Consider the following 17,320-nt stretch of genomic DNA (forward strand, 5'->3'; position numbering starts at 1 on the left):
GGGGACGTCCTTCTGGAGACTGGGCAAAAGAAAACCCCCGGAGCCGAGGGCTGCGGGGGTTCAGGAACGCGGGCCGGGCCGCTCCGGCGGGTGAGACCTAAGGTGAGGCCGTCACCACGCGGAGGGACGTTGATCGACGCGCAGTCCGAGGAACCGCCGCTTGGATGCAGCGGCGTCGACGTCGGTCACTGATGGTCTGGTTCCTGAGCATCTCCTGCGAGACTGTCGCGACCCACATTCACGGTCAAGCGGAATGTCTGCGGCCCCTCGGCCGCTCTTCTTGGATCAATCTGATCGGGTGTGGACCCCCCCTCCAAGGCTCCTTAATCCTTCGCCGGCATCCTGGCCGCGGTCCCTCGGGGAGATCGCGCCGTGCCCTCCGTCCCGCATCCCGCAGCCCGGCCCGCCGCCGGCCTCGCCGCGGCCGGCGGCCAGCTCGCGGCGACCCGCACCGCCCTGTTCCTCTCGGCCTTCCTGCTCTTCACCCTCCCGCCGATCGCCACCCGGATGGCGCTGCCGCGGCTCGGCGGCGCGCCGGCCGTGTGGTCGGTGGCGCTGGTCTGCGTCCAGGCGGCCCTGCTCGGCGGCCTGCTTTACGCCCGGGATCTCGACCGCCGCCTCAGCCCGCGGCGGGCGCTGGCCGCTCAGCTCGCGCTGATGGCGGCTGCCCTCCTCACCCTGCCGATCCATCTGCCGGCTGGCTTCGGCCGCCCGCCCGCGGATCGCGAGGCCCTGTGGGCGTTCGGCCTGTTCGCGGTCGCGATCGGGCTGCCGCTCCTCACCCTCGCGGCGAACGGTCCACTCCTGCTGGCGTGGTTCATCCGCTCGGATCATCCCCGGGCCGGCGATCCGGGCTTCCTCCCCACCGCCTCGCATGCCGGCTCCTTCGCGGCGTTGATCGCCGATCCGGTCCTGATCGCGCCCTTCCTGTCCCTGCACGCGCAGGCGCTGGTCTGGACGTTCGGATTCGGTGCGCTGACCGGCGTGATCGCAGCGGCCGGATGGCTCGCCCGGCCGGCGCCGCCGCCGGCGCCGGTGCGGGTCCGCCCCATCCCGGCTGCGGCCAAGCCCGTTCCGCCCCTCACCTGGCGCAGCCGCGCCGGCTGGATCGCCCTCGCCGCGGTGCCGGCCGGGCTCCTCATCGCGGTCACCGCCGACCTCAGCGCCGGCCTCGCGGCGGCATCCCCGGTCTGGTCGGCGCCGCTCGCCCTCTATCTCCTGACCTTCGTCACCGCGTTCCGCGACGGGGCCGAGCGCGCCCTGCGCTGGCTCGCCCCGCTGCAGGCCTGGGGCACGGCCCTCGCGATCCTCGCCCTGGCGCTGAGCCCCGGCCTCTGGACCGGCCTCGCCCTGCCTCTCGGGCTCCTGCCGATCAATGCCGGGCTCTGCCACACCGCGCTCTACCGCGCCCGGCCCGAGACCGCGCACCTGCCGAGCTACTACGTCTGCATCGCCCTCGGACGCGTGCTCGGGGCGGTGACCTGCGGGCTCGTCGCGCCCCGGCTGCCGGGCGTGGCGGAATACCCGCTGCTTCTCGGCGCGGCCCTGGCCTGCCGGCCGGGGCTGTTCGCGGGCGGCCGGGCCGCCCTGCGCGGGTTCGGCGCGGCGGCCCTGGTCTGCGCCCTGCTGGCGGGGCTCGTCGCCGCCGGGAGCAGTGTCGCCGGGATCGGCGCGACGCGCCTGCTCGTCGGCCTCGGTCTGCTCGGTCTCCTGGTCCTCGCCTGGGGGAGCCCGCACCAGACGGCGGTCACGGGGATCGCGGCCCTCGCGGTCCTCGCCGGCATCGGTGCGCCGCCGGCCGCGGAGACGGTCCGCTCCTTCTTCGGCACCCCCCGGATCGCCACCACGCCGGATGGCAGCGCCCGCCTGCTCCTCCGCGGCCGCGTGGCGCAGGAGGCCATGCGGCTGCGCGACCGGGATGGCAGCCCGGCCGGCGGCCGTCCGGAGCCGCTCCTGTCGGCCGCGCCCGACGGCCCGCTCGGGAGCGCGATCCGGGCGGTCCGGGCGGCGCGCGGCGGCCATCTCGGGAGCGTTGCGGTGCTCGGGCTCGGCGCCGGAAGCCTCGCCTGCGCGGCCCAGGACGGCGAGGCCTGGACCTTCCTGGAGGGCGACCCGGCGGTGATCCGCATCGCCCGCGACCCCGCCCGCTTCCGCTTCCTGGCGGAATGCGGGCCGACCCTGCCGGTGCTGGCGGGCGAGCCGCGCCTCGCCCTCGCCGAGCAGCCCCCCGGCCTCGGGCTGATCCTGGTCGATGCGGCCGCATCGGAGGCGCTGCCCGCGCATTGGCTCACGGTGGGGGCCGTCCGTCTCGCCCTGGCGAAGCTCGACCGCACCGGGGTCCTGCTGGTCCAGATCTCCCATCCGCATCTCGCCCTGGCCCCGGTCCTCGCCCGGGCCGGGGCCGCGCTCGGGCTCAGCACCTGGACGATCCGGCAGGAGGCCGGCGGCGGCCCGATCGGGCTCGTGGCGCTGGTGCGCGACCCGGCCCATCTCGGCAGCCTCGCGCCGGATACGGCGTGGCGACGCGTCCCGGTCGAGGCGGACCGGCGCCCGTGGACCGACGATCATGCCGGCATCCTGGCGGCCCTGATCGCGGGTCGCGGCGAGTGAGGCGGCGCCGGGCGGCACCGCCATCCGCGGCGCGACGGGGCCGCCCGGAGATCGCACGAGGTGCCGCAGGGATCGGGAGCGCACCGGGCGATTGACGGGAGGGCGTGCGCCTGCCATCCGCGGTGGCGACATAGCGCCCGGAGTGCCTGCAGGCCGATGACCGACCTCTTCGAGACGATCCGCCGCGTCCTCGTGCCGATCCACAAGGAGGGCTACCTCTTCATCGCGATCGGCATCGTGCTGACCGTGATCATGGGCGCCTTCGTGCAGGCCCTGGGCTGGATCTTCTTCCTGCTCACCCTCTGGGTCTGCTACTTCTTCCGCGATCCCGAGCGCGTGGTGCCGGTGGGCGAGAGCCTCGTGATCTCGCCCGCGGACGGGCGCGTGAACCTGATCAGCACCGTGGTGCCGCCCTCGGAACTCGACCTGCCCTCCGAGCCGATGCTGCGCATCTCGGTCTTCATGAACGTGTTCGACTGCCACGTGAACCGCGTGCCGGTCTCGGGCCGCATCGACCAGATCCACTACACGCCGGGCCTGTTCCTCAACGCCGAACTCGACAAGGCGAGCGAGGACAACGAGCGCAACGGCCTCGTCATCGAGACCACGAGCGGGGGCGAGAAGGTCCGGATCGGCGTCGTGCAGATCGCCGGCCTGGTGGCGCGCCGCATCGTCGACTGGGTCAAGCCGGGCGACGCGCTGGTGGTCGGCGACCGGTTCGGGCTGATCCGCTTCGGCTCGCGGGTGGACGTCTACCTGCCGGCGGGCTCGCGGGTGCTGGTCGGCCTCGGCCAGAAGGCGGTGGCGGGCGAGACCGTCCTCGCCGATCTGCGCCCCGGCGGCCCGGTGCGCCAGTTCCGCCGGACCTGAGATCCCGGAGGCCGCATGGACGACCATCTCTTCCCGCCTTTCGCGCCGGAGCCGAACGAGCCGCGCCCGCGGCGCTTCAAGCCGATCCCCCTGCGGATGATCATTCCCAACATGATCACCCTGATGGCGGTCTGCCTCGGGCTCACGGCGGTGCGGCTCGCCTTCGAGGGCCGCTTCGAGCCCGCCGTGATCGCCATCGTGGTGGCGGCGGTGCTCGACGGCATCGACGGGCGCGTGGCGCGCCTGCTCAAGGGCACCTCGCGCTTCGGGGCGGAACTCGATTCGCTCGCCGATTTCGTGAATTTCGGCTGCGCCCCGGCGCTGATCCTCTACGGCTTCACGCTCCACCACCTGAAGTCGCTGGGCTGGATCGTGGCGCTGATCTTCGCCATCGCCATGGCGTTGCGGCTCGCCCGCTTCAACGTGATGCTGGACGATCCCGACCGGCCGGAATGGAAGAAGGACTATTTCGTCGGCATGCCGGCTCCGGCCGGCGCGCTCACCGCTTTGCTGCCGCTCTACCTCCATTTCCTCGGCCTCACCTTCGGGCCGAAGCTGGCTCCGGCCGCGCTCGCCTACATCCTGGTGCTGGCGATCCTGGTGATCTCCACCGTGCCGACCTACGCGGGCAAGACCATCGGCAAGCGGGTGCCGCGGGAATACGTGCTGCCGATCTTCGTCGTCACGGTGGCGGGGTTCGGGCTGTTCATCAGCTTCCCGTTCGAGACGCTGGCGGTGATCAGCATCGCGTATCTCTGCGCGATCCCGATCGGCGCCAACCAGTACCGCCGCCGGGTCAAGGCCGAGGCCGCCGCGATCCCGGCCCCGGCGCGCGAGACCCCGACGGCCTGAGGCCGCCGGCCGGCGGCGTTCGTACCGTCACGATGATCTGCCTCATTGTCTCCGACGCCTGGTCATCCACTTCGTCGGATCAGGCATGAGGAGGGGGACGGAATGGGTTGGTCGCTGCCGCTCGGTACGGTGATGGGCACGGTGATCCGGGTCCACGTCACCTTCCTGCTGTTCCTGCTCTGGATCGGGGCCGCCGCCTATGCCCGGGGCGGGCAGGGGGCGGCGCTCCAGAGCACCGTCTACATCGTGCTGCTGTTCCTCTGCGTGCTGCTGCACGAGTTCGGCCACGTCGCGGCGGCCCGGCGCTACGGGGTGCAGACCCCCGACATCACGCTCCTCCCCATCGGCGGCGTCGCCCGGCTGGAGCGCATCCCCGAGGATCCGCGCCAGGAACTCGTCATCGCGCTCGCCGGCCCGGCCGTGAACCTCGTGATCGCGGCCCTGCTGTTCCTGGCGCTGGGAGCGGTGCCGAGCGCGGAGGTGGAGAATCCGGGGGTCTCGCTCTTCGAGCGGCTGCTCTGGGTCAACCTGTTCCTCGTCGGCTTCAACCTGATCCCGGCCTTCCCGATGGATGGCGGGCGGGTGCTCCGGGCGATCCTGGCCGCCCGGCTCGGCTACGCGCGGGGCACGCAGATCGCGTCCGGGGTCGGGCAGGCGGTGGCCTTCGCGCTCGGCCTCCTCGGCCTCGTCGGCGGCAACCCGCTCCTGATCTTCATCGCGCTCTTCGTCTATCTCGGCGCCGCCTCGGAGGCCCATGCGGTGCAGATGCGGCAGGTCTCCCGGGGGCTGCTCGCCGGGGATGCCATGATCACCCGCTACGAGAGCCTGGGCCCGGCCGCCCGGGTGGAGGACGCGGTGCAGGGCCTGATCGCGACGACGCAGCACGAATTCCCGGTGGTCGACGGCGCCGGCCGGCTCCGGGGCGTGCTGACCCGCGACGACATGATCCGGGCGTTGCGCGACCGCGGCCCGGACGCGCCGGTGCTGGAGGTGATGCGCAGCGACATCCCGAGCGTCCGCGACCGCCAGCCCCTGGAGGACGCCCTGCGGCTGATGCAGGAGGGGCGGCTGCCGGCGGTCGGCGTGACGGATGCCTTCGGGCGGCTCGTCGGCCTGATCACCCCGGAGAACGTCGGCGAGATGATGATGATCCTGGCCGCCCGGCCGGAGGGCCGCACGGGGCTCCGGCGGAGCGGGTGAGGCTTCTGCCCGCGCGATCGAGACGATCCGGCTCCGGACGGGTCCCGGGAGCCGGATCGACCCTCGCGGCGAGTTCGGAAGATCATCGGCGTGAAGTTCCCGCTCTCGCCAGCGCTCCGGACAATCCGCGCCGTATCCCAGGCTATTCTTCCATCCGGAAGGCTCGGTTCCATTGGGCCCGAACCCTCGGGACCGGTGCCGGCGCGCCGTTTCCGGCGGGATCCAACCATACCCCCCGGCCGTTCCTGACAAGGACGCAACGGCCCGGCTTCGCAGCGGGTCCGCTGGAGAGGTGCGGGTGAATGGCACGCGGCGGTGATCGGCAATCCTCCCTCATTCCGGCCGCGCCGGCGCGGATCCCGGCGGCCGAGACTCCCGGCCGGGGCTTCGCCCTGCCGCTGATCGTCGCCGCCGTCATCGTGGCGGGCCTCTATTTCGGCCGCGAGATCCTGATCCCCATCGCCATCGCGGTGCTGCTGAGCTTCGTGCTCTGGCCCCTCGTCAGCCTGCTGCGCCGCCTGCGCCTGGGGCGCACCGCCTCGATCGGGCTCGCGGTTGTCACCTGCATCGGCATCGCGGCGCTGCTCGCCGGCGTCATCGGCATGCAGCTCGCCGATCTCGGCACCGGCCTGCCGCGCTACCAGCGCACCATCGAGCGCAAGCTCGACAACCTGAAGGAGGGGCCGGTCGGGGCCGTCGCGGGCTACGTGCGCAGCATCGGCCGCCACCTCCAGCAGGCCGGCAGCATGCCCGAGGAGAAGGGCAAGCCGCAGGACCCGGTCGCCCCCCGGCCCGAGCCACAGGTGCAGAATCCCGACAAGCCGGTGCTGGTGGAGGTGCGCGAGCGCGGCGCCTCGCCGGTCGAACTCGCCGAGCGCCTCGCCACGCCGGTTCTCGGACCGCTCGCCACCACGGGCATCGTCTTCGTGGTGCTGATGTTCATCCTCGCCCAGCGGGAGGATCTGCGCGACCGCCTGATCCGGCTCGCCGGATCGAGCGACCTCCATCGCACCACGGCGGCGATGGACGACGCCGCCCGCCGCCTCAGCCGCTTCTTCCTGGTGCAGCTCGCGCTCAACGCGAGCTTCGGGGTCGCGATCGGCCTCGGCCTCTGGATCATCGGCGTGCCGAGCCCGATCCTGTGGGGCATCTTCTCCGCGTTGATGCGCTTCGTGCCCTATATCGGCGCCTTCCTGTCGGCCCTGCTGCCGCTCGTGCTCGCCGCGGCGGTGGATCCGGGCTGGAACATGGTGCTGGCCACCGCCGCCCTGTTCCTGGTGCTCGAACCGATCGTCGGGCACGTGATCGAGCCGCTGCTCTATGGACATTCCACCGGGCTCTCGCCCTTCGCGGTGCTGGTCTCGGCGCTGTTCTGGACGTGGCTGTGGGGACCGGTCGGGCTCCTGCTCTCGACGCCGCTCACCGTCTGCCTCGTGGTGCTCGGCCGCCACGTCGACCAGCTCGAATTCCTCGACGTGCTGTTCGGCGACCGGCCGGCGCTGACCCCGGTCGAGAACTTCTACCAGCGCCTCCTCGCGGACGATCCCGACGAGGCGCAGGAACTCGCCGAGACGATCCTCAGCGAGTGCTCGCTCTCCTCCTACTACGACGACGTGGTGCTCAAGGGGCTGCAACTCGCGGCCTCCGACGCGCGGCGCGGCGTCCTGAGCGAGGAGCAGCTCGACCGGATCCGCACCGCCATCGACCAGCTCGTCGCCGACCTCGCCGACCGCGAGGACGCCAAGCCCGCGAGCCAGCCGGGTCTCGCGGAACGCCTCCTCGCCCGGCGCGACGCCGATGCGCCGCCCTGCGAGGCCGGACCTGCCGTTCCGGACGCCCCCGACCCCGAGACGCTGCCCGCGCCCTGGCGCCAGAAGGGCGCCGTGCTCTGCGTCGCCGGCCGCGGCCCCCTCGACGAGGCCGCCTCGACGATGCTGTCGCAGATCCTGGAGAAGAACGGCATCGGCACCCGCGTCGTCCCCTTCGGCGCGGTCTCGCGCAGCCGGATCGCCGATCTCGACGCGGGCGAGGCGCGCATGGTCTGCATCTCCTACCTGGAGATCAGCGGCACCCCGGCCCATCTGCGCTACCTCGTGCAGCGCGTCCGCCGCCGCCTCCCGCAGGCGCGCATCCTCGTCGGCCTCTGGCCCGCCGACGACGCGGTGCTGGCCGACCCGGAGGCCCGGACCTCCCTGGGAGCGGACGATTACGTCGTCTCGCTGCGGGAGGGCGTCGAGGCCTGCCTGAAGGCCGCCCTGGCCGAGGAGGCCACCGCGAGCCCGCCGCGCCGCGAGGCCGTGGCCGGGATGCCGCGCCCCGGCGCCATCCCGGCCGGCGCTCCCGCCTGAGGGCTTGACGCCCGGCGCACGCCGTCCTTTCGATCCGGACGGGCCGCCGAGCGCGCGTCCTCGGGAGAAGCAGGTGATGAGCGTCGTCGATTTCGCGCGGTTCGTGGACGAACTCGCCACCCAGTCGGGCCAGGCGATCCTGCCCTTCTTCCGTGCCGCCTTCGTTACCGAGGACAAGGCGACGGGCTCCAAGCCGTTCGACCCGGTGACGGAGGCCGACCGGGCCGGCGAGGCGGTGATGCGCCAGCTCATCCGCCGCACCTTCCCGAGCCACGGCATCCTGGGCGAGGAGTTCGGCACCGAGAGCGCGGATGCGGAATACGTCTGGGTGCTCGATCCGATCGACGGCACGCGCGGCTTCATCGCCGGCCTGCCGCTCTGGGGCACCCTCATCGGGCTCTCGCGCGGCGGCACGCCCTGCTACGGCCTGATGAACCAGCCCTTCCTGGGCGAGCGCTTCTCCGGGGACGGGCAGACCGCCCAGTACCGCGGCCCGCACGGCGCCCGCCGGCTGCTCACGCGCCGCCGCTCCTCCCTGTCCGAGGCGATCGCCGCCACGACCGACCCGCGCCTGTTCGGCGAGGGGAAGGACCGCGAGGCCTACGGCCGGGTCGAGGCGGCGACGCGCCTCACCCGGTTCGGGACGGATTGCTACGCCTATTGCATGCTGGCGGCCGGCCAGATCGACCTCGTGATCGAGGCGGGGCTGAAGCCCTACGACATCGTGGCGCTGATCCCGATCGTGGAGGGCGCGGGCGGCGTCGTCACCACCTGGGACGGCGGCCCGGCCTCGAACGGCGGCAACATCGTGGCGGCGGGCGACAAGCGCCTGCACGAGGCGGCGCTGAAGCTCCTCAACGGGTGAGCCGAGGGGGCGCAGGGCGCCCCCGCGTCACGCCGGCGGCACCCGCTCCAGCGCGATCAGGTCCTCCTCCCGGGCGCTCGGTGCGGGCGTGCCGGGCACGAAGGCGTCGAAGGCCGCCCAGAACTGCTCGCGGATCGCGTCCTGCTCCATCAGGATCTCGTGGCGGGCGCCGCGCAGGGTGATCGAGTGCCCGGCCTTGAGGCGGGCGGCGAAACGCTGGATCGCCGGCGTGCTGCAGACCGGATCGTCCCCGGCCGCGAGGACGAGCACCGGCAGCCGGATGCCGAGGGGAAAACGCGGATCCGTGAGGCGGCGCATGGTCCGGAAGGCGGCGGCGAGCCATGCCACGGTGGGATCGCCCACCGCTCCGGCTCCCACCGCGCGCGCCGCCGCGGCGTTGCGGGCGTAGCGCGCCGGATCGGTGGTCAGGCGGTTGCCCGGGAACGGCTTCGTCGCGATGGAGACCGGGCTGCCGCCGGGCACGTAGCTGCGGCCGAGGCCGAGGGCGTTGAGGAGGGCGGCGGCCCGCATCGCCGCCCGGGGATGGCGCACCATCACGATGCCGAGCATCGGCGCCACCGTGACCAGGCGCGAGAAGGGGAGCGCATCCTCGTGGGCCGCGGCGAGGCAGACCGCCCCGCCCATCGAGTGGGCGAGCCCGAAGACCGGCTGCGGCATCGCCTCCAGCACCTGCGCCGCGATGGCGTCGAGGTCGAGCCGGTACTCGGCGAAATCCCCGACATGGCCCTTGTGGGCATCCGTCACGGTGCGGTCGGATCCGCCCTGGCCGCGCCAGTCGAAGGCGGCCACGGCGAAGCCGCGGGCCCGCAGGTCGCTGATGGTCTCGAAGTACTTCTCGATGAACTCCGCCCGGCCCTGGATGAGGCAGACCGTCCCCTTGGTGGTGCGGGTGGTGGCGGCCCAGGTCGCGGCGCGCAGGGTCAGGCCGTCCCGGGTGCGCACGGCACGCATCTCGGCCCCGGGCGGGATCGGGTTGTCCGGGGTCGCGATGAGCGGGACGGTCACGGGAACACCCCTCGGGCAGGCGGACGGCAGCGCTGCGAGAGCACCCCGTCCGCGGTGCGAAATCAAGCGTGCGGCAGGCCTCGTCCCGCGATTTCGGGTCTTGAACCGGGCCGAGGCTCCCCCAATATCAGGGAGGTGCCGGCCATCAGGCGGTGCAGACAAGACCAGGGTTCGGCCATCCGGCGAACCCGAGACCACATATTGCTTCGCACGGAGAATATGTCATGCGTCAGTTCGACCTTGCTCCTCTCTATCGCTCGACTGTCGGCTTCGACCGGCTGTTCTCGGCTCTCGACCAGTTCGTGAGCACGGATGCAGCCCCGACCTACCCGCCCTACAATATCGAACGCACCGGCGAGAACGCCTACCGGATCTCGGTGGCTGTCGCCGGCTTCACCGACCAGGATCTGTCGATCGAGGTCCGTGAGAACGCGCTGACGATCAAGGGCGAGCGCAAGGCGGCGGAGCCCCGCACCAGCGAGTTCCTGCATCAGGGCATCGCGGCGCGCAGCTTCGAGCGGCGCTTCCAGCTCGCCGACCACGTCCAGGTGACGGGCGCGGCGCTGGAGAACGGCCTGCTCCATGTCGATCTCGTCCGCGAGATCCCGGAGGCCAAGAAGCCGCGCCAGATCCAGATCGCATCGGGTGCCGCCCCGCGATCGATCGAGGGCACGGTGCAGCAGCAGGCCGCGTAAGCGGCACCTGATTCCAGAGTGTGGGCGCCCCGGCGAGAGCCGGGGCGTTTTCATTCGGCGGGCTCCCTCGGACGCCTCGACAGGGCTGCCCGTCCTCGACGGCGTCCTGATCCGATCTCGCGACAGCCGTGGAGCACTCTCGTCCCGTCGACGCCGCCGGGTATCGGGACGGAGAAGATCGGATATCGGGCGACCGGGACGCTGCGAAGCCGGATCGACGTGCGAGAGGGCGCCGGAGAATCCTAGCCACGTGCCGCCGAGGTTCGGCCCGACCGCCGCGCGCCAGCCCGAGGCCATCACGCACGACCTCGCCGCCGAGGCATGACGGCCGCCATCCACCAAGTCGCGGACGAACTGCTCGTCGTGCTCTCCCGGCATACGGCCCGCAGCCATGGGACCAACCCTCTGTCGGTCTCCGGGAATGGCATTTTACGATATGGTGAACGCGACCCCTCGCGCAGACGCTTCAGCCGCCGCCATGCCGTGCTGATCCGGGATCATGGAGGCGATCACAGATCCCCGAAGGCGAGCTGCGCATCCGGCTTCGGCTTGCGGGCCGCCCCCGCCGCCTTCTCCTTCGGCTTGCGCGGGCGCTTCGTGTCGGTTCCGCGGATGCGCGCCTTGCCCTTGTCGCGGGCGACGGCCTCGGGAGCGGCCTGATCGCCCGAGAGCCACTTGCCCCGCTTGATCACCTCGTTCACGCGGCCCTGGTTGACCCCGAGCTTGAAGGCGATCTCCTGCTGGGTCATGTCGGTGGAGCCGTGCAGCTCCAGGATGGTCCGGGCGAGTTCCGGGGTCATCTTCTTGCCCACGATGCGCCGGCCCGGCTTCACGGTCCGGGTCGCCCGGTCGCGCTCGCGCAGCTTCTCCAGGATGGCCAGCGCCATCAGCATGCCTTGCTCGCGCAGGGCGTCCTCGAATTCCTTCAGCGTCGTCATCGGCGAACCTTCGGATCGGCTGATCGGAGCAACGGTTCCGCTTGCGCGCGGTTTCTGGCGGTATTCACGGTTTGTGCGCGCCGGGCCGGCCCGATGCAACCGGGCGATCGCGTCATCCACTGCTCTTCGCATCCGCTTCGCGTGGATGGGGCACCCGCGCCGCGTGGACTTGCGCGCGGGGATCGCGCATGCGGAGATGGTCACGGGAGGAACAGCATGGTTCTGGAAATCGCGCAGATCGAGGTGAAGCCCGGCCACGAGGCCGCGTTCGAGGACGGCGTCGCCGAGGCGACCGCCCTGTTCCGGCGCGCCAAGGGCTGCCGCAGCATGAAGCTGCACCGCTCCATCGAGAATCCGACCCGCTACCGGCTGATGGTCGAGTGGGAGACCCTGGAGAACCACACGGTGGATTTCCGCGGCTCGCCCGACTTCCAGGCCTGGCGCGCCCTCGTCTCCAACCATTTCGCGGCGCCGCCCGCGGTCGAGCATACCGCCGTCACCACCGCGGGCTTCTGAACACCCGGCGCCCCGCGGGCGTTGGTCCGTCCGGAGGTGCCCATGACCACGGACCGGACCGCGCATGCGCAGGGCGAGCCCCGCCGCGAGGGGCTCGCCAACGACAGCCTCGCCACCAGCCGCCGTCCCGCGGGCACGCCGCCGGGGCCGCGGGGCGAGCCCGCCCATCCGGCCGGCACGCCCCAGGGCGAGCCGGTGGCGGACGAGCAGATCCCGCAGGCGAGGGAGGAATGAGCCGCAGGTGACAGCGCCGGGGCTTGCCGCTACTCGCGAGAGTTCGTGAAGGTTCTCTGACGGCACGGCCATGGTCCACCGCCCCCTGCGCATCGGCACCCGCGGCAGCCCGATGGCGCTCGCCCAGACCGGCATGGTCCGCGATCGCATCGCGGCCGCCCATCCCCACCTCGCCGAGCCCGGGGCGATGGAACTCGTCGTCATCAACACGGTGGCGGACCGGGTGCTCGACCGGCCGCTCTCGGCGATCGGCGGCAAGGGGCTGTTCACCAAGGAACTCGAGCAGGCGCTGTTCGCCGATCAGATCGACATCGCCGTCCACTCGATGAAGGACGTGGAGACCTGGCTGCCGGACGGGCTCGTCATCGCCGCCATCCTGGAGCGGGACGACCCGCGCGACGCCTTCCTGTCGCTCAAGGCCGACAGCCTCGACGCGCTGCCTCCCGGCAGCCGCGTCGGCACCTCCTCCCTGCGGCGCGGCGCCCAGGTGCTGATGCGCCGGCCGGACCTGCGGATCGTGCCCCTGCGCGGCAATGCCAACACCCGCATCCGCAAGCTGGAGGAGGGGGCCTGCGACGCGACGCTGCTCGCCATCGCGGGGCTGGAGCGGCTCGGGCTCGCGCATCTCGCCAAGGCCGTGATCCCGGTGGAGGAGATGCTGCCGGCGGTGGCGCAGGGCGCGCTCGGCATCGAGTGCCGGGCGGCGGACCGGGACGTCATCGCCCTGCTCCAGGCGGTGGCCTGCCCGCGCACCACCACGGCGCTCGCCGCCGAGCGGGGGCTGCTCGCGGAACTCGACGGCTCCTGCCGCACGCCGATCGCGGCGCTCGCCCTGATCGACGGCGACCGGCTCACCCTCGACGGGCTCCTGTTCCAGCCGGACGGCAGCGCCCATTGGGCGACGCGCCGCAGCGGCCCGGCCGCGGAGGCCGCCGCCATCGGCCGCGAGGCGGGGGCGGACCTGAAGGCCCAGGCCGGCGAGACCTACCGGCGGGATCTCCAATAGATCACTCCAGCCGCACCACCACGCTGTCGCTGGCGCCGGTGGCGTCCATCACCGAGATCCGCACGAAGCCGGCCCCGTCCGGCTGCCATTCCGCCTGCCGCCGCGAGACCTCCGGCAGGGGCAGGCTGTTGACCATCCAGGTCAGCGGCAGCGTGCCGCCGAGCGCCTTGAGCGCGAGACCGGCCGGGGCGCCCTCCGCGAAGCCCAGATCGACCCGGGCGCCGTCCGGCGGATAGGCGATCCGCACCGGCGCCCCCGGTGCCTCGCCGACCACCTTCGGGGCGTCGCGCCGGATGTGCCGCAGGGGCGGCGGCAGGCCGGCCGTGGCGGCGACCAGCGCGTCGCGGGCGGGCGCCACCGGCTCGGGCTCGCCGCCGTAGCGCGCGAAGGCATCGAACAGGATCGGCGCCGCGGCGAGCCGGCCGACGAGGCCCGGCACGCTCGCCCCGTCCGGCCGCCCGACCCAGACCGCGACCGTGATCCGCCGGTCGAACCCCGCCGCCCAGGCGTCGCGGTAGCCGTAGGAGGTGCCGGTCTTGTAGGCGATGCGGTTCGGCAGGGCGTTCTCGGGCGGCGGCGTGCCGCGCAACGTGTCCGCCACGTACCACGCGGCCACCCGCTCGGCGATGCGGGGCAGGTCGCGCGGGGGCGGCGGCGCGGTGTCGAGGCGGCGCACGAGATCCGGCACCAAGCCGCCGCGGGCGAGCCCCGCATAGAGCCGCGCGAGGTCGGTGAGGGTGATGCCGAGGCCGCCGAGCGCCACCGGCAGGCCGGGCGCCGCGTCGCGGGGCAGCGCGATCGCGGCGCCGCCCGCGCGCAGCCGCGCGATGAAGCGGGCCGGGCCGACCAGCTCCAGCAATTCCACCGCCGGCACGTTGAGGGACATCTGCAGGGCGCGCCGCGCCGTGACCGTGCCCTGGAAGGTGAGGTCGAAATTCTCGGGGGCGTAGGAGGCGCCGAAGCGCGAGGGCCGGTCCTCGATCAGCGTCTCCGGATGGGCGAGCCCGCTCTCGAAGGCGAGGGCGTAGACGAAGGGCTTGAGGGCCGAGCCCGGCGAGCGCAGGGCACCCGCCATGTCGATGGCGCCCGCGCGCGCGGCATCGAGATAGCCGGCGCTGCCCACATGGGCCCGCACCTCGCCCGTCGCATTGTCGATCACCAGGATCGCCGCCGAGAGGCCGGCACCCAGGGCGGCGATGCGCTCGGCGACGAGGGCCTCCAGGCTCGCCTGCAACCGGGCGTCGAGGGTCAGGCGGTGCACGGGGCGCCCGGGACCCTGCGCCACGGCGCTCTCGGCCGCGTGGGCCGCCAGCATCGGGAAGGGGCGGCGCTGGCGCGGCACCGGCTCGGCCCGGGCCGCCTCCGCCTCGTCGCGCCGGATCGCCCCGCGGGCCGCCGCGAGGGCCAGCACGCGGTCGCGGGCCCGCTTGGCCGTCTCCGGGAAGCGGTCGGGCCGGCGCGCCTCGGGGGATTGCGGCAGGGCGACCAGGAGCGCGGCCTCGGCCAGGGAGAGCCGCCCCGGCTCGTGGCCGAAATAGGCGAGGCTCGCCGCCCGCACCCCCTCGACCGGCCCGCCATAGGGAGCGAGGGCGAGGTAGAGCCGCAGCACGCCCTCCTTGCCGAGGCGCCGCTCCAGCGCGACGGCGCGCAGCATCTGGCGCAGCTTGGCGGCGAGCGAGCGCTCCGCCCGCGGCTCGACGAGCCGGGCCACCTGCATCGAGAGGGTCGAGCCGCCCGAGACGATCCGGCCCGCCCGCAGCCACTGGCCGGCGGCCCGCGCCATCGCCGCGGGGTCGATGCCGGGATGGCTCGCGAAGCGGTGGTCCTCGTAGGCCATCAGCAGGGCGAGGTAGCGCGGATCGACGGCGCCCGGCGCGAGCGGCAGCCGCCAGCGGCCATCCGGCGTCGCGAAGGGCCGCAGCAGGGTGCCGCTGCGGTCGAGGACGATGGTCGAGCGGGCCTCGGCGGCGGTCAGGTCGAGGTCGCCGCTGCGGGCGGCGAGCCACCCCAGGCTGCCGCCGAGGCCGCCGACGAGGGCCGCGACCGCGAGGAGCATGAGGCCGACGACGCGCCGCAGCTTGGTCCCTTCCACGATGCCCGACGCCATCCCGGTTCTCTTCCGAAGAGAAGGGGAACCATGGCGCATTTCAGGGCCGGACGCGACAGCGCTCAGGCGGGTTCGATCCCCACCATGCCGGCCTCCGGGTAGCGCGCGCCGGTGACGGCGTCGGGCGCGAACAGCGCGTCGAGGTCCCGGATCTCGTCGGCGGAGAGCGGGAGATCGACGGCCGCGGCGTTCTCGGCCAGCCGGTCGGGGCGCCGCGCCCCCGGGATCGGGATCACGTGCGGCTCCCGGGCCACGAGCCACGCCAGCGCGACCTGGGCCGCGCTGGCATCGCGTTCCCGCGCGAAGGCGCCGAGCGCCTCCGCGAGGCGACGGTTGCGGGCGAGCGCCTCGCCGTGAAAGCGGGGATTGCTGCGCCGGAAATCGTCCGGCGCCAGAGCCGCGACATCGACATGGCCGGTCAGGAAGCCGCGCCCGAGGGGCGAGTAGGCGACGAAGGCGACGCCGAGGTCGCGGCAGGCGGCGAGCAGGCCCTGCTCCGGCTCGCGGCTCCACAGCGAGTACTCGCTCTGCACGGCCGCGATCGGATGGATCGCGTGGGCCGCCCGCAGCGTCGCCGGGGCCACTTCCGACAGGCCGAGGGCGCGGACTTTTCCGGCCTCCACGAGCCGGGCCATGGCGCCGACGACCTCCGCGATCGGCAGGGCCGGGTCGCGGCGGTGACAGTAATAGAGATCGATCGTCTCGACTCCGAGCCGCCGGAGCGAGGCTTCGCAGGCTTGCGCGATGTAGGCGGGCGAGTTGTCGATGCGGCGGGAATAGGCGCCCGGTTCGCGCACGATGCCGAACTTCGTGGCCACCACGATCCGCTCGCGGTGCTCGCGGTGCTCGCGGAGGACCGAGCCGATCAGCGTCTCGTTGTGGCCGAGCCCGTAGGTGTCGGCCGTGTCGAGGAAGTCGTAGCCGAGGGCGAGAGCGGCTTCGAGGGCCGCCCGCGACTGGGCGTCGTCGGCCGGTCCGTAGAACTCGGACATTCCCATGCAGCCGAGTCCGGGAACCGAGACGCTGAGGCCGGAACGGCCGAGAGGGCGCCTGAGCATGGAATGTCTCCTTCGTGCGACGCACCGGATCTGGCATCGGAGACGCCGGGCGATAAGCTGCGCCGTCCCGCATGACCTCCTGAACCCCGCTCATCAATGCTGCGCAGCGACCTTCCCGATCTCATGGCCTTCGCCGGCGTGGCGCGGCATCGGAGCTTCCGCCGGGCCGCGGCGGAACTCGGCGTTTCGCCCTCGGCCCTCAGCCACGTCGTGCGGGACCTCGAAGCCCGGATGGGCGTGCGGCTTCTCAACCGGACCACCCGCAGCGTGGCACCGACCGAGGCCGGGACGGCGCTGCTCGACCGGGTTGTCCCGGCCTTCGACGAGATCGCCCGGGCGATGACGGAGGTCGCGCTGTCCGAAGGCCGCCTCGCCGGCACGCTGCGCCTCAACGCGCCGCGCTCGGCCTGCCGCCTCGTCCTGGCGCCCGTGGTCGCGCGGTTCCTCGCCCTGCATCCGGGGGTGCGGATGGAGATCGTCTGCGACGACGCGCTCGCCGACATCGTCGGGCAGGGATTCGATGCCGGGGTGCGCTTCGGCGAGCGGGTCCCACGGGACATGATCGCCGTGCCGCTCGGCGGGCCGCAGCGCTTCGCCGTGGTCGCAGCGCCCGCCTATCTGGCGGCGCGCGGCGTTCCCGAGCTGCCGCAGGATCTGAGCCGACATGCCTGCCTGCGGCAGCGCTTTCCGGGTGGGGCCGTGATGCGCTGGGAGTTCGAGCGCGACGGGCATGCCGAGGCGATCGACGTCGACGGTCCGCTGATCCTGAACGAGCAGGAAGTGCTGCTTCAGGCAGCGCTGGACGGTCTCGGGCTCGCCCTCGTGTTCGAGGGCTACGCAGCGCCCGCCCTCGCGGACGGCCGGCTCGCCCGCGTGCTGGAGCCTTGGTGCCCGCCCTTCCCGGGTTTCCTCCTCTATCACCCGAGCCGGCGGCAGCCTCCCGCGCCTCTGCGGGCCTTCCTGGCGCTGCTGCGCGAGGGCCAGCCCTGACCGCC

15 protein-coding genes are annotated in these 17,320 nt (G+C 73.1%); 11 read left to right on the forward strand and 4 right to left on the reverse strand.

Annotated features, from left to right (window positions below):
- Positions 1-372 precede the first annotated feature (372 nt).
- The 6 genes from ACE101_RS03510 to hisN all read left to right on the forward strand — a co-directional run bounded on the left by ACE101_RS03510 (position 373) and on the right by hisN (position 8,745).
- A complete protein-coding gene (locus ACE101_RS03510) occupies positions 373-2,610 on the forward strand; it encodes a polyamine aminopropyltransferase (RefSeq protein ID WP_379126161.1) in 2,238 nt (745 codons plus the stop codon).
- Between the two features lie 156 nt (positions 2,611-2,766).
- Entirely contained in the window at positions 2,767-3,480 is a 714-nt protein-coding gene (locus ACE101_RS03515) for a phosphatidylserine decarboxylase (protein ID WP_379126162.1), read from the forward strand.
- A 15-nt stretch (positions 3,481-3,495) separates the two neighbouring features.
- Entirely contained in the window at positions 3,496-4,332 is an 837-nt protein-coding gene (gene pssA / locus ACE101_RS03520; RefSeq protein ID WP_379126163.1) for a CDP-diacylglycerol--serine O-phosphatidyltransferase, read from the forward strand.
- 102 nt (positions 4,333-4,434) lie between these two features.
- On the forward strand, positions 4,435-5,532 hold the full coding sequence (locus ACE101_RS03525; protein ID WP_379126164.1) for a site-2 protease family protein: 1,098 nt from the start codon (positions 4,435-4,437) through the stop codon (positions 5,530-5,532).
- A gap of 302 nt (positions 5,533-5,834) precedes the next feature.
- On the forward strand, positions 5,835-7,880 hold the full coding sequence (locus tag ACE101_RS03530; protein WP_379126165.1) for an AI-2E family transporter: 2,046 nt from the start codon (positions 5,835-5,837) through the stop codon (positions 7,878-7,880).
- Between the two features lie 76 nt (positions 7,881-7,956).
- On the forward strand, positions 7,957-8,745 hold the full coding sequence (gene hisN / locus ACE101_RS03535; protein ID WP_379126166.1) for a histidinol-phosphatase: 789 nt from the start codon (positions 7,957-7,959) through the stop codon (positions 8,743-8,745).
- Between the two features lie 27 nt (positions 8,746-8,772).
- Here the strand turns inward: hisN and ACE101_RS03540 are convergent, their stop codons facing one another.
- Positions 8,773-9,771 carry an alpha/beta fold hydrolase gene (locus ACE101_RS03540; protein WP_379126167.1) on the reverse strand — a complete coding sequence of 333 codons (999 nt, stop codon included), beginning with the start codon at positions 9,769-9,771 and terminating at the stop codon, positions 8,773-8,775.
- Between the two features lie 224 nt (positions 9,772-9,995).
- On the opposite strand from ACE101_RS03540, the gene ACE101_RS03545 reads away from it, so the two are divergent.
- Positions 9,996-10,466, forward strand: coding sequence for an Hsp20 family protein (locus ACE101_RS03545; RefSeq protein ID WP_379126168.1), 471 nt, complete (start codon positions 9,996-9,998; stop codon positions 10,464-10,466).
- A 509-nt stretch (positions 10,467-10,975) separates the two neighbouring features.
- Here the strand turns inward: ACE101_RS03545 and ACE101_RS03550 are convergent.
- On the reverse strand, positions 10,976-11,404 hold the full coding sequence (locus tag ACE101_RS03550) for an RNA polymerase subunit sigma-70 (RefSeq protein WP_379126169.1): 429 nt from the start codon (positions 11,402-11,404) through the stop codon (positions 10,976-10,978).
- A gap of 216 nt (positions 11,405-11,620) precedes the next feature.
- On the opposite strand from ACE101_RS03550, the gene ACE101_RS03555 reads away from it, so the two are divergent.
- From ACE101_RS03555 to hemC, 3 genes are all read left to right on the forward strand, one after another.
- Complete coding sequence (locus ACE101_RS03555; RefSeq protein ID WP_379126170.1) at positions 11,621-11,920, forward strand: antibiotic biosynthesis monooxygenase family protein; 300 nt, start codon at positions 11,621-11,623, stop codon at positions 11,918-11,920.
- 42 nt (positions 11,921-11,962) lie between these two features.
- Positions 11,963-12,154 (forward strand): hypothetical protein, encoded by a 192-nt coding sequence (locus ACE101_RS03560; RefSeq protein ID WP_379126171.1) that lies wholly within the window; start codon positions 11,963-11,965, stop codon positions 12,152-12,154.
- A gap of 70 nt (positions 12,155-12,224) precedes the next feature.
- Positions 12,225-13,160: a hydroxymethylbilane synthase gene (hemC, locus tag ACE101_RS03565; protein WP_379126172.1), complete on the forward strand. Its 936-nt coding sequence runs from the start codon at positions 12,225-12,227 to the stop codon at positions 13,158-13,160.
- 1 nt (position 13,161) lies between these two features.
- On the opposite strand, the gene pbpC is transcribed toward hemC, so the two are convergent.
- Positions 13,162-15,267 (reverse strand): penicillin-binding protein 1C, encoded by a 2,106-nt coding sequence (pbpC, locus tag ACE101_RS03570; protein WP_379126173.1) that lies wholly within the window; start codon positions 15,265-15,267, stop codon positions 13,162-13,164.
- A gap of 62 nt (positions 15,268-15,329) precedes the next feature.
- Entirely contained in the window at positions 15,330-16,325 is a 996-nt protein-coding gene (locus ACE101_RS03575; RefSeq protein WP_379126174.1) for an aldo/keto reductase, read from the reverse strand.
- Between the two features lie 96 nt (positions 16,326-16,421).
- On the opposite strand from ACE101_RS03575, the gene ACE101_RS03580 reads away from it, so the two are divergent.
- A complete protein-coding gene (locus ACE101_RS03580) occupies positions 16,422-17,315 on the forward strand; it encodes a LysR family transcriptional regulator (protein WP_379126175.1) in 894 nt (297 codons plus the stop codon).
- The last annotated feature ends 5 nt before the right edge of the window (positions 17,316-17,320 follow it).

This window comes from Methylobacterium carpenticola, assembly GCF_042748905.1.
GTDB classification, from domain to species: domain Bacteria; phylum Pseudomonadota; class Alphaproteobacteria; order Rhizobiales; family Beijerinckiaceae; genus Methylobacterium; species Methylobacterium carpenticola.

Bases quoted from the DNA above. Each gene is read 5' to 3' on its own strand.
- ACE101_RS03545 (WP_379126168.1), top strand. From the start codon at position 9,996: ATGCGTCAGTTCGACCTTGCTCCTCTCTATCGCTCGACTGTCGGCTTC.
- ACE101_RS03555 (WP_379126170.1), top strand. From the start codon at position 11,621: ATGGTTCTGGAAATCGCGCAGATCGAGGTGAAGCCCGGCCACGAGGCC.
- ACE101_RS03525 (WP_379126164.1), top strand. From the start codon at position 4,435: ATGGGTTGGTCGCTGCCGCTCGGTACGGTGATGGGCACGGTGATCCGG.
- ACE101_RS03530 (WP_379126165.1), top strand. From the start codon at position 5,835: ATGGCACGCGGCGGTGATCGGCAATCCTCCCTCATTCCGGCCGCGCCG.
- ACE101_RS03550 (WP_379126169.1), bottom strand. From the start codon at position 11,404: ATGACGACGCTGAAGGAATTCGAGGACGCCCTGCGCGAGCAAGGCATG.
- pssA (WP_379126163.1), top strand. From the start codon at position 3,496: ATGGACGACCATCTCTTCCCGCCTTTCGCGCCGGAGCCGAACGAGCCG.
- pbpC (WP_379126173.1), bottom strand. From the start codon at position 15,267: ATGGCGTCGGGCATCGTGGAAGGGACCAAGCTGCGGCGCGTCGTCGGC.
- ACE101_RS03580 (WP_379126175.1), top strand. From the start codon at position 16,422: ATGCTGCGCAGCGACCTTCCCGATCTCATGGCCTTCGCCGGCGTGGCG.
- hisN (WP_379126166.1), top strand. From the start codon at position 7,957: ATGAGCGTCGTCGATTTCGCGCGGTTCGTGGACGAACTCGCCACCCAG.
- hemC (WP_379126172.1), top strand. From the start codon at position 12,225: ATGGTCCACCGCCCCCTGCGCATCGGCACCCGCGGCAGCCCGATGGCG.
- ACE101_RS03560 (WP_379126171.1), top strand. From the start codon at position 11,963: ATGACCACGGACCGGACCGCGCATGCGCAGGGCGAGCCCCGCCGCGAG.
- ACE101_RS03515 (WP_379126162.1), top strand. From the start codon at position 2,767: ATGACCGACCTCTTCGAGACGATCCGCCGCGTCCTCGTGCCGATCCAC.
- ACE101_RS03575 (WP_379126174.1), bottom strand. From the start codon at position 16,325: ATGCTCAGGCGCCCTCTCGGCCGTTCCGGCCTCAGCGTCTCGGTTCCC.